9 protein-coding genes and 4 pseudogenes are annotated in these 12310 nt (G+C 29.7%); all 13 read left to right on the top strand.

Going from position 1 to position 12310, the window contains the following annotated elements:
- Positions 1-317 (top strand): annotated as a pseudogene (locus tag BM057_RS11720) (IS4-like element ISTeha3 family transposase); the annotation flags it as partial.
- Between the two features lie 2 nt (positions 318-319).
- A pseudogene (locus BM057_RS10145) lies at positions 320-1246 on the top strand (UDP-N-acetylglucosamine 4,6-dehydratase family protein); the annotation flags it as partial.
- A 30-nt stretch (positions 1247-1276) separates the two neighbouring features.
- Entirely contained in the window at positions 1277-1900 is a 624-nt protein-coding gene (locus tag BM057_RS10140) for a sugar transferase (protein ID WP_092093492.1), read from the top strand.
- Entirely contained in the window at positions 1893-2762 is an 870-nt protein-coding gene (locus BM057_RS10135) for an NAD-dependent epimerase/dehydratase family protein (RefSeq protein ID WP_092093489.1), read from the top strand. The genes BM057_RS10140 and BM057_RS10135 overlap by 8 nt, the downstream gene beginning before the upstream one ends.
- 14 nt (positions 2763-2776) lie before the next feature.
- Entirely contained in the window at positions 2777-3544 is a 768-nt protein-coding gene (locus BM057_RS10130; RefSeq protein ID WP_092093495.1) for a glycosyltransferase family 2 protein, read from the top strand.
- Between the two features lie 197 nt (positions 3545-3741).
- The gene (locus BM057_RS10125; RefSeq protein ID WP_177186234.1) at positions 3742-4626 is read left to right on the top strand and encodes an alpha-1,2-fucosyltransferase; all 885 of its coding nucleotides are present in this window, start codon (positions 3742-3744) and stop codon (positions 4624-4626) included.
- A 371-nt stretch (positions 4627-4997) separates the two neighbouring features.
- A pseudogene (locus BM057_RS11980) lies at positions 4998-5999 on the top strand (IS30 family transposase).
- Between the two features lie 360 nt (positions 6000-6359).
- The gene (locus BM057_RS10110) at positions 6360-7598 is read left to right on the top strand and encodes a glycosyltransferase (protein ID WP_177186233.1); all 1239 of its coding nucleotides are present in this window, start codon (positions 6360-6362) and stop codon (positions 7596-7598) included.
- Between the two features lie 131 nt (positions 7599-7729).
- Complete coding sequence (locus BM057_RS10105; protein ID WP_092093475.1) at positions 7730-8314, top strand: CatB-related O-acetyltransferase; 585 nt, start codon at positions 7730-7732, stop codon at positions 8312-8314.
- Positions 8311-9519: an O-antigen ligase family protein gene (locus BM057_RS10100; RefSeq protein WP_092093471.1), complete on the top strand. Its 1209-nt coding sequence runs from the start codon at positions 8311-8313 to the stop codon at positions 9517-9519. Before BM057_RS10105 ends, BM057_RS10100 begins: the two co-directional genes overlap by 4 nt.
- A 4-nt stretch (positions 9520-9523) precedes the next feature.
- On the top strand, positions 9524-10732 hold the full coding sequence (locus BM057_RS10095) for a lipopolysaccharide biosynthesis protein (RefSeq protein WP_092093468.1): 1209 nt from the start codon (positions 9524-9526) through the stop codon (positions 10730-10732).
- 32 nt (positions 10733-10764) lie between these two features.
- A complete protein-coding gene (locus BM057_RS10090; protein ID WP_092093466.1) occupies positions 10765-11640 on the top strand; it encodes an alpha-1,2-fucosyltransferase in 876 nt (291 codons plus the stop codon).
- Between the two features lie 307 nt (positions 11641-11947).
- A pseudogene (locus tag BM057_RS10085) lies at positions 11948-12310 on the top strand (IS481 family transposase); the annotation flags it as partial.

The raw sequence follows: 12310 nt of genomic DNA, 5'->3' as shown, positions 1-12310 counted from the left end.
AGCACCAAGGCAGAAGCTATGATTCACTGATTGCTCATACGACCATTGTTTTTGTCCGTTATATCGTTTTATCTTGGCAGAACCGATGTGGCAGCGATCAACGTACACTAGGCGGCATGTTTTATGAGTTGTGTGACGAAGTGAATGAATTAGACTGGGCAGCAGCTTTACAGACACTTCTCTCATTGCTGGAAGAAATCAGCCAGAAAGCAACCAAAAGGCTCAAAACATTTATCGACTGTCAAGTACAACAATGGGCAGCTTGTTTGCCTAGTTATATCAAGGGATACCTACCACAATTGAACTGCGAAAGTTGAGTCTAATTAATAAAGAATTAAGACAGATAATCCATAAAGAAACAAAAGTTACGCCTATTATTGCAGATATTCAAGATCGTGACCGGATTTTTAAAATTATGGAACAATATAAGCCAGACCGAGTGTATCATGCAGCAGCTCATAAGCATGTTCCGTTAATGGAATATAATCCTACCGAAGCAGTAAAAAATAATATTTATGGAACTAAGAATATGGCGGAAGCTGCAAAAGCGGCAAACGTAAAAAGTTTTGTCATGATTTCAACGGATAAGGCTGTTAATCCGCCAAATGTTATGGGCTCTACCAAGCGTATTGCAGAAATGATCGTGACAGGTTTAAATGAACCAGGAAAAACAAAATTTGCAGCAGTTCGTTTTGGAAATGTTCTAGGTAGCCGCGGCAGTGTCATTCCTTTATTTAAAGAGCAGATCAAAAATGGCGGACCAATTACAGTAACCGACTTTAAAATGACACGTTACTTCATGACCATCCCAGAAGCAAGTCGCTTAGTGCTGCAAGCTGGCGCATTGGCCAATGGAGGAGAAATTTTTATTCTGGATATGGGAAAACCAGTAAAAATTGTAGATTTAGCTAAGAAAATGGTTAAATTATCTGGTTTCACTGAGAAAGAAATTCCAATTGTAGAATCAGGCATACGTCCAGGGGAAAAACTTTATGAAGAGTTGCTTGCATCTAGCGAACATACAGACAAAAAGGTTTATGATAAAATCTTTGTTGGCAAAGTAAATAATAAACCTATTGAAGAGGTTATGCATTTTGTTCATCTAATTGAACATTATTCAGAAGATAAACTAAAAGCAGCTCTCATTGGATTTGCAAATGGACAATTAGATGAGAAAAACAATGCAAGAGCAGATAAGGAAACCAGCTATTCAGAAGATACTAAAATAGCTTTCGCAAAAGGATAAAGCGTGACTAATAGGAGGTTTTTATTTCTGATGTTTTACTTAAAAATGAAACGATTAATAGATATTGTCCTTTCCTTTTTAGGATTAATTCTATTATCACCTGCTTTTCTACTTATTATTATAGCAATTAAGATTGATTCAGAAGGTCCAATACTATTTAAACAAAAACGTGTTAGCATGCACAAAAAACACTTTTATATTTTAAAATTTAGAACGATGCGCATCGACACGCCAAAAGATACACCTACTCATTTATTGAGCAATCCAGATCAATGGATTACACGAGTAGGCAAGTTTTTACGAAAAACATCTTTAGACGAATTGCCTCAAATCCTTAATATATTTAAAGGAGAAATGAGTGTTATTGGACCAAGACCAGCGCTTTGGAATCAATACGATTTAATTGAAGAAAGAGATAAATATGGGGCGAATGATGTACCAGCAGGAATTACAGGTTGGGCGCAAATCAATGGTAGAGATGAACTAGAAATAGATGTCAAAGCAAAATTAGATGGTGAGTATGTTAAAAAAATGGGCTTATGGTTAGATATAAAATGCTTTTTTGGAACAATATTCAGTATTTTGAAATCTGACGGAGTTGTTGAAGGCGGTACGGGTTCACTTAAGGAACACGAGGTGTCAAATCATGGTTAAAAAAATATTGATAACAGGAAAAAACAGTTATATTGGAAACTCATTAGCGAACTGGCTTAATCAGTTTCCTGAAGAATATATTATAACAAAAGAATCTGTTCGTGATGATAAATGGAAAGAAATTGATTTTTCTATCTTTGATGTAGTTGTTCACGTGGCTGGAATAGCACATCAAGACACAAAAGCCGATCAAGAAGAATTTTATTATAAAGTGAATACAGAGCTAACAATTGACATTGCAAAAAAGGCAAAAAAACAAGGAGTAAAACAATTTATTTTCTTAAGTAGCATTATTGTTTATGGAGCAAGTGGCAAAATTGGCGAAAAAAAGATAATTACTAGAGAAACAGTGCCTAAACCAATTAACTTTTATGGTAATAGTAAACTTTTAGCTGAAAAAGGTATTAAACCTTTACAGTCAAAAAACTTTAATATTGTTATAGTTCGTCCACCGATGATTTATGGTAAAGGGGCAAAAGGAAATTACCATTTGTTATCAAAATTTGCTAAAGTAACACCTTTTTTTCTAAATATTGAAAATCAAAGAAGTATGCTGTACATTGATAATTTAACTGAATTTATTAGACTTTTAATACAAAATGAAGAAAATGGTTTATATTTCCCTCAAAACGAAGAGTATGTTAGAACTTTAGAAATCGTCCAATTAATTGCAGAAAGAAACGGGAAAAAAATAATATCAACTCGAGTATTCAATTTTTTATTAAAAAAACTCGGAAAAAGGGTAACTATCATCAATAAAGTATTTGGTAACTTAGTTTATTCGAAAGAGTTATCAAAATATAAATGTATTTATAATGTTAGAACTTTAGAAGAGTCAATAGAACTTTCAGAGGGAGATTAAATTTATTGGAAAAGATGTATTTTGATAAAGATAAAGATTGTGTTTCCATCATTATGCCCACTTATAATAGTGCAAAGTATGTTGAAAATGCTATAAAATCAGTGTTAGCACAATCCTATAAAAACTTTGAATTAATAATAGTTGATGATTGCTCTAAGGATAATACTGAGTCAATAGTTGATAAATATGTAAAAACTGACATAAGAATTAAATATATAAAACTAGGAATAAATTCTGGACCTGCTATTGCTCGAAATAAAGGTATTGATTTAGCGAAAGGAACATTTATTTCTTTTTTAGATAGCGATGATTTATGGTTTTCAGAAAAACTGAGTAAGCAAATTAAGTTTATGAAAGATAATGAGCATTATTTTACATGTACTAATTATAATAAAATAGATGAAGATGGTAATGATATTAACAAACTCGTAATTGAAAAAGAAAGTCGAGATTATTTTGGAGTGTTAAAAAATTGTCCCGGAAATTCTACAGTAATATACAATGCAAAAAAATTAGGAAAGTTTAAAGTACCGGATATAAAAAAAAGAAACGATTACTTGATGTGGTTACAAATAATCAAAAAAGCAGACACATTACACACAATAAATGAAATACTTAGTAGTCATAGAGTTCGTAAAGGGTCTGTTTCTAGTAATAAATTTAGTTTATTGAAATATCATTGGAATATCTATAGAAAAATCGAAAAACTTTCATTAAAAGATTCCGTTAGTTTGAGTACTTATTGGATTTTTAAATCTATTTCTAAGTTTGTGTTTAGATAACTTAGAATTTTGTTCCTAAAGATCAAGACTCGCATATTACATGGTAATGCTACTTCTAAGAGACATACGAGAATACTAAATTTTTCTTGATTTTATTATACAGTTATATTTAATTAGTTATTTATAGTAAGGAGAACAAGTGCATCTTACATTTTAACAAAATTGTTCCCAGATTAATAATGTAAGGAGATGAAATATTGAAAATAGTAAAGTTTAAAGGTGGACTGGGTAACCAGCTGTTTCAGTATGCTTTTATGAGATTGTTAGAAGTTGGCTATGGTATTAGCGAAGTAAAAGCTGATTTTACATATTATAATGGTGTGAAAGGTGATCAAGTCCGCAAACCAAGAATTGAACAATTAAATACTAAAATAAAAAAAGCAACTGAGACCGATTTAAATAACGTTTTCCTTTTTTCACATTTAGGAGATCCTTTAAGTTTTAAATATAAATTTAAAGTAATGTTAGAGTTTATGTTAAATAATAAATATTATTATGAAAAAGATAGGAAAAAACGTAATGTACAGCAAATCATTGAGTATAATTATTTCGATGGATATTGGCAATCTTGGAAATATCTAGAACAGATTGAAAAAGAATTAAAAAAAGAAATAAGTTATAATAAAGACTTCGATGAAAAAACAAAAAATTTCATTGATAAAATAAAAAAAGAAAATGCTGTGTTCATAGGTATAAGACGAGGAGATTATTTAGAGTCAACTAAGACTAGAAAACATTATGGTATTTTTGATTCAGATTACTATACTAAAGCCATTGAATATATTAAAGAAAAGGTAGATACTCCTGTGTTTTATATTTTTTCTAATGATATACAGTGGGTTAAAGAAAATATGAATTTCGATGCTAATGTAATATATCGAACTGAAGATAAACAGGTAAGTGATATTGAAGAGTTATTTATCATGGCAGCATGTAAGCATGCTATTATTGTTAATAGTACTTTTTATTGGTGGGGAGCATGGTTAATCGAAAATGAAAATAAAATAGTAATTGCTCCTAAAAAATGGTTTAAAGATGATAAACCAATCGACATTGTTCCCAATGAATGGATAAAGTTTTAAAATGGTCTATTCTACTGTTAATGAATTAACACTTTAGTTCAATAACATTGAAAATGCTTTAAAACACAATAGAACTAATTTAGTTTACCATGTAAATACATTATCTAGGTTTCGTTAATAAATTAGAATTCGTATTTTACAAAGGAGTTAACATTATAATAAATAGTAAAAACGACATATATTATTTATTTTGGTTAGTTGTAAAATGAAATGCATAAAGAAAAAAATATAAAAAAGCCATGTAGATACGGTATACTTTAAAGCGACGAAACCAAAGTAAGGAGTATCTACATGGCCAGTAACTATTCTAACACAAAATGCAAACAGGCTAAACACTTATCTGATATCCAACGGGGGGGAGACTCGAAGAGATGGCTAAAGAAGGAAAGCTGAGTCAGGCGAAAATGGCGTTGGAACTGAGAGTGGATCAGTCAACCGTCTCCCGCGAATTGAGACGTGGAAAAGTCCGTCAAATGGCTTATGACCGCTCTTACTACGAATGCTACTCAGCAGAAGCCGGCTCGCATGTTTATAAGGAAAACAGAACGCGGTCTCATGTCAAGGACTTCCAACATAAGTATTCAGAAGTGTTTTTCAAAAAGATGCCGAAAACTATTCGATCTGCTAAAAATAATCCACGAACACAGAGCGTTGATACGTTTGTCCATACTTATCGGGAAAAGCATCCAGACGAAAAGAAGGTTCTCTGCACGAAAACCGTCTATGCGCTGATTGATCAAGGCGTCCTTTCTGTCCGGAATATTGATTTGCCAATGAAAACAAGCATGCGCCCACGCAAAAAGAAACGGTCGGAGCCAAAAGGGAAAAATGCAAAGCGCTTAGGCAGGAGTATCAAAGAGCGTGATCCATCTGTTCTTTCTCGTGAAACATTTGGTCATTGGGAAGTTGACTTAGTATTAGGAGGCAAAAAGACAAAAGGATAACCTGTGATTCTGACGATGGTAGAGCGAAAAACACGCTTTCTTTTAACAAAGAAGATATGGGGAAAGAGTGCCGAACTAATCCAAAAGGCTGCTCTGCAGTTGATGGAGAATCAAGGGATCGAGCAGTTTAAATCTCTGACTACTGATAACGGTTCTGAGTTCGCCTTGCCTTCACAGATTGAAGAACAAACCTCTTCTGTAGATGTTTTCTTTGCCTATGCTTTCGCTTCCTGGGAAAAAGGGACGAATGAACGGCATAACGGCATGCTTCGAGAGTTTGTTCCTAAAGGCTGCTCACTAAGAAACTTGAGATATCAAGAGCTCCAGCTTTATACAGAAGCAATCAACGAACGTCCACGTCGAATCTTAAATTATGCTACACCAAAAGAATGTTTGGAATCTGAAATAAATAGAATAGACGCAGCTTAACGAGCTTCTTGTTGGGCCAAAAGGATAGCGTCTTGCCGCAAGCTGTGTCAAGAGCCGCTCTGCTCTTCCTCTTGACACAGCTTATTACAAGACAGACTAAAAGATGCACCAACAATAAGCCGAAAAATGGAATGAGCACAAGACTAAAGACAGAAGATTGTCCCATTTCTCAATAATACTGGTTTTTTAGTAAATCCGCTGTCTGACATGCTTTTTTAAAAAAATTATGCATTTGAATTTACAATTAAGCATCAAAAATTGGACGCTTTAGGTAACTAATTTAAGCTTGCAATTTATGAAATTAATAAAACTATTATTTTTTTGTTTATTAATAAATATTTAATGAAAAGAGTGAGAGAAATGAATATTTTAGTTCTAACAACTCAATATCCAACATTTGATAATATAAAAAAAAATAAATCAACTTTTTTTTTACATCAGTACACCAGAAATTGGCAAAAAGAAGGAAATAAAGTATTAGTTATACATACTATGCCAGTTTACCCAAAAGTATTTCAGAACGTTGTTAATTTAAAAAAAAACAAAATTATAAATAAGCTTAATCTTTATCAAAATGATTCTTTTTTTTATAAAGAATCTAAATATAATTATGAATCAGTAGAAATTTTTAGACTTCCTATAAAGAAATATATTCCTCATGGTGCTTTCTTTAATAAAGATATAAAAGATTGTTTTTATAAGGTTAATAATTATCTTAAAGAAAAGGATTTTAAGTATGATATAATTCTTACAGATTTTCTAAATCCTTCATTAATTATTGGTAAAAAACTGTATAAAGAAACAAATAATAATGTAAAATTATACTCTATATTACATGCAACAGACTTCTCATACCTGAATAATAATTTTCTTAGAGGGTACTTTATAAGGAATTTAAAGGCAATTGATGGAATAGGTTTTAGATCTGAACAGCAATATAAAATATTTTCGAATAAGTATTTTACGCCAGCCACTAATTTTTTAATAACTTCTGGTTTACCTAAAAAATATTTAGAAGAAAATATAAATCCAAGGAAAAAAATAAAAAAAATAATTACAGTGAGTAGACTTATAAAGAGGAAAAATATTGATACTATAATTCAAGCTTTATATCACCTAAACAAAAACGGAGAAAATATTTTTCTAGAGATTATAGGAGAAGGTCCTGAAGAGAACAATTTAAAGTCTTTGATAACAAAGCTAGATCTTTGGGAGTATTGTGCTTTTATAAATAAGTTACCTAGAGACAAAATCATTGAAAAAATGAACAAATCTGACTGTTTTATTTTAGTAAGCGATAGAGAAACCTTTGGTATGACTTATGTTGAGGCTATGTCTCAAGGGTGTATTACAATAGGCTCTAAGGGAGAAGGTATTGATTCCGTATTAATAGATGGTTTTAATGGCTTTTTATCTACAACTAAAGATAGCAAAGAATTAGCAAGCAAAATAACAACTATTAATAATATGAATAAAAAAGAAATTCTATCAATTTCTTATAATGCTCATGAAACAGCAAAAAAGATGACTGATGAAAAGTTGGCCTCTAATTTAATTGAAGTTTTTGAGGGTTTAATAAAAAGTAAACTATACTCATAAGTAATGTTAATTAAATTACGGTAATGATGAATAAATACTTTGAAGTGATTACAAAAAACATTAAATAGAAATCCTAGCTAGCTATTTACTCGATTCAAATTATTTTATATTATCTAAAGGAGAAAGGGAACTTGAAAAAGATTTCAAAATTATTTCACAGAATACGTTGTATTATTTTTTTGAAAAAAGGCATTTATGGAAAATATGGAAAAAAGTGTATATTCAAAAAGAATGTTTTTTTTGATGAAAAAACTAATGTAGGAAACTATACGTATATAGGTGATAACACAATGATAACTGACGCAAAAATAGGAAACTATTGCTCTATTGCTCCCAATGTAATGATCGGGTTAGGCGAACATGATGTAAATGAAATTAGTACTTCATTTCGACTAGTAAAAGCTTATCAGGATTCAAATAAGGTGAAAAGTCTGACTGAGAAAAAAATAACAATAGGAAACGATGTTTGGATTGGAACACATGCTGTTATAAAAAGAGGTGTCAATGTCGGAAACGGTGCAATTATAGGAGCAGGTGCAGTAGTTACAAAAAACGTTCCGGATTTTTCAATAGTAGTAGGAGTTCCTGCAAAAATTATAAAATATAGATTTAGTAGCGAATTTAGATTAAAAATTAAAAAATCAAATTGGTGGGATTATGATATAAATATAGCTGCAAAAAAAATAAAAAAATTAAAAGAGGAAAATAGAACATGAGAAAATTTATTATATTTATGGCAGTATTTTCTAGTCTAATTTTTACAACCTTAAGTAATATGTTTATTATTCCTTCCAAAGATTTAATTTATGCTATTTATGTTTTTATAATTTCTATATCTGCTGTCACCCTAGTTACTATTGACTATTTAAAAAGGAATAAAATAAATTTAAGAGATATATGGATTCTCGGTGTCCCTGTGTTAATGATTTTATTAATACTAATTTCTATAAATAAATATCAGTTGAATGATAAAACTTTTAATATGGTTATCCAATTTATTTCTCTCTGTATTCCATCCTACTTAGGAGGTTTTTATATAAAAAAGTTTAATAAACAAAATAGTTTTTATGATATGACTTTTGCTCTTAATATAATGGTTACAATAATTTTGTTTTACAGTTATTTAAAAACTCCTCTTGATAATAAAGGTTACTTTTACAATTTTGGAGAGAGTAGCCACCTATTTATAGGTTATACTGCAGGTGTTTTTTTAATATTTAATATTATATCCTTATTAAATAAAAAAAACAGAAGACAAAAAAATAAAAGTATTATTTTAACTTTGAAATTTTTTTTAATCCTTTTACAATTTTGGCTGATAGTGGGTTCTGGTTCTAGAGGAGCTTTATTCGCAGTAATTGGAACACTATCTGTATATATTTTTTTGAATAAAGACATTAAAAAAAAACAAATATTTATTTTTATAATAATAATCTTTTGCACTTTTTTAATTGGCATAAATATAGATGAAAGTTTTAGAAATGGTTTTGAAAATTTCACTAAAATTTTGTTAACAGAAAATGAATTTATTGATCTCAGTGCTAGTAGAAATGGAAGAGATGTACAATATACATTAGCTTTAGAATTATTTAAAGGAGCTCCGATTTTTGGGAAAGGTGTTTTAGGTTATAGCTCAATAACAAACTTAGCATATCCTCATAATCTTGTTTTAGAATTGTTGTCTAACTATGGATTACTCTTTACTCTAGCATCTATTATTGTAATTCTAATCTCGCTTCGAAATAATATAAGGATTGAAAGTTACTCACTTCCTCATGTATTCATAGTTTTTATGTTTATTTTTAATATAATAGCTATGCAATTGAGTTACAGCATTCTAACAAATAGCTATTTTTGGTTTGGTTTAGCTTATTGTTTGACACAAAGTTCTAATTATAAAAGTAGCAAAGAAGGTTTATAGCTAAATGAAAAAAAATATAATTAAAAGAGCTAAGAACTTCGTAAAAGATATAAGTTTAAATATAATATCTAATTTAATGGTAATAGGAGTTACTCAAATTATAATCAATCCCTTTTTAGCTGCAAACTTTGGGACTAATAAGTTTGGAGTAATGTTAAGTATTACAGGTATAGCAACTATTTTTTCATCTGTATTTGGTACAGCACTTAATAACACTCGATTAATAAATGATCAAAAATACAGAAATAATAAAATTAAAGGAGATTTTAATTTATTACTCATAATTGGATTGCTTATTTCTTTAATAATATCGAGTAGTCTAATTTATTACTATTCTAGGATGATTTCTCTTGAGAATACACTGATAGTTATATATATTTTATTAAGCATCGTAAGAAGCTATATACAAGTTTTCTATCGCTTGACTTTACATTTCGATAAACTTATCAAGGAATCTATAGCAGTAATTCTAGGATACTTAGTAGGAATACTTTTTTCTAGCTTACTAGGTCAATGGGTTTTTACATATCTATTAGGAGAGATAGCAGGAGTTTTATATTTGACCGTATCTGTAAAATGGCATAAAGAACCTTTTAAAAGAACCCCTTTATGGAATCAAACTATTAAAAATTATAGTCAATTAGGATTTACAAATGTAATTGCTTCTTCATTAACTTACTTAGATCGTATTCTGATACTCCCTTTTCTAGGAGCAAGTAGTGTATCTATTTATTATATTGCGACAATTGTAGGGAAAATGGGGAGTTTTGTAGCGACTCCACTATCTAATATGACTTTAAGTTACTTGGCGAATGTAGAGGTTAACAAAGTTTCAAAATACTTTAAAAATATTATTGTATTTACTCTAGTATTTGGCATAACTGCTTATTTGCTACTTCTTGTTGCAACTCCGTTTGTTTTAAGTCTTTTATATTCTGATGAAATGATAATAGAATCTTTGAAAATTTACAAAGTTACTAATATTGTTATTATATTACAAATGATTAATACAATAATTAGACCTTTAATCATGAAATATTGCCCCTCAAGATGGTTAATTTCAATCCAAATGACGGGTTTATTAACTTATATTACCAGTGCTTTATTAATGATGAATAATTTTGGTTTATTTGGTTACTGTATTGCTGCAGTTTTAACACAAATAATACTTTATGGAATGAACGTAACAGTTTTATACAAATATTTAAAATAAAATAATATTCTATAATTAGGGAAGAGGATACAATGATATATACACGAATAACGAGCGGTTTAGGGAACCAAATGTTTCAGTATGCTATTGCGTATTCGTATTCTAGGAAATATGATATGCCACTTATTCTTGATCTTACAAATTTTAAAATTTCAAAAAAGAGAACCTATCAATTAGATAAATTCAAACTTAATGATTATAAAAAGATAACATTTAAAAATGCTCCATTAGAAATAAAAATATTTTGGTTGGTAGAGGTTTTAAACATGATTTCTATTAAACTAAGGAAAAAAGAAATGAAAAGAAAAAATAATTATAACTTGAAATCAACTCAATTTATATGCGAGAAATATAAAGAAAAATATAACATAAACTTTGATCTCACAAATAAATCACTTTATTTATCTGGATTTTGGCAAAGTCCTTTATATTTTGAAAACTATAGAGATGAATTAATACAACAGTTTTCTCCTAATTATGTTTTATCAAATAAGTTAAAAGAATATGAAACTAAGATAATAAACTGTAGAAGCGTTTCTGTTCATATTAGAAGAGGAGATTTTTTACAACATGGTTTATTTAAAGATGTAGATTACCAAAAGAAAGCTATAACTTATTTAGAAAAGAAATTAGATAACCCTATTTTTTTCTTTTTTTCAGACGATATTGAATGGACAAAAGAAAAATTTAAAAATCAAAAAAATTGTTTTTTTGTATCTTCAGATTCAAAAAATTCTGGTATAGAAGAAATGTATCTTATGTCTAAGTGTGAGAACAATATCATTGCAAATAGTACTTTTAGTTGGTGGGGAGCATGGTTAAATCAAAACCAAAATAAAATTGTAATAGCACCAAGCACTGGTTTTGGTAATAAAGATATATTACCAAAATCTTGGTATACAATTTAGGGAATATTTTAAGATTATTTTATTAAATCACTGTTTGTAAAATTAAGCTAGACAAATAAAAAGAGTCATTCGTACTACATTCAATATATATTTCCAACCAAAGAAATATAGGAGTGATCACGAATTACCTACACCCATTTTAACATAGGCGAATTTGTAATTATATAAGCTTATGTTAATCAACATATATCGATTTTAAAAGTCGCCGTCTGTAGAGGTACAATAGATATGTTACAAAAATAGACACAAAAAAAGAGACATCCTGTATAATTAAGTTACCACACAAAATCAGGAGGATGTCCCTATATTGTCTATTATAACAGAAGAAATGCGTGTAAGAAAGAAAATGTGCGAGTATGCGCTTAAGTATGGCGTTTCGAAAGCTGCTAGAAGATACAACACTTATCGTCAATTTATTTATCGCCAATTAGATAAATACGATGGAACTGTCGAAAGCTTAGCTCTCAAATCACGAAAACCAAAGACAGCACATCCTAATCAGCACACAGAGGAAGAAATTCAGCTCGTTAAAAAGAAGTACCAACGGTTCAGTCACGAAGGCTTAGCTGAGGTCTATGCCCAATTGAAAAGAGCTGGCTATACGAGAAGCTTTAATGGTATGAAACGAGTCATTAAAAAAGTGATCAAACAAAAAGAGCCTCAAAAAAGA

Origin of the sequence: Pisciglobus halotolerans, assembly GCF_900113675.1 — a bacterium.
GTDB lineage: Bacteria > Bacillota > Bacilli > Lactobacillales > Carnobacteriaceae > Pisciglobus > Pisciglobus halotolerans.
This window is presented reverse-complemented; position numbering and strand designations above follow the sequence as displayed.

Excerpts from the sequence above, each read along its gene's own strand:
- BM057_RS10140 (WP_092093492.1), top strand. The coding sequence starts at position 1,277 with ATGTTTTACTTAAAAATGAAACGATTAATAGATATTGTCCTTTCCTTT.
- BM057_RS10135 (WP_092093489.1), top strand. The coding sequence starts at position 1,893 with ATGGTTAAAAAAATATTGATAACAGGAAAAAACAGTTATATTGGAAAC.
- BM057_RS10130 (WP_092093495.1), top strand. The coding sequence starts at position 2,777 with ATGTATTTTGATAAAGATAAAGATTGTGTTTCCATCATTATGCCCACT.
- BM057_RS10110 (WP_177186233.1), top strand. The coding sequence starts at position 6,360 with ATGAATATTTTAGTTCTAACAACTCAATATCCAACATTTGATAATATA.
- BM057_RS10100 (WP_092093471.1), top strand. The coding sequence starts at position 8,311 with ATGAGAAAATTTATTATATTTATGGCAGTATTTTCTAGTCTAATTTTT.
- BM057_RS10095 (WP_092093468.1), top strand. The coding sequence starts at position 9,524 with ATGAAAAAAAATATAATTAAAAGAGCTAAGAACTTCGTAAAAGATATA.
- BM057_RS10090 (WP_092093466.1), top strand. The coding sequence starts at position 10,765 with ATGATATATACACGAATAACGAGCGGTTTAGGGAACCAAATGTTTCAG.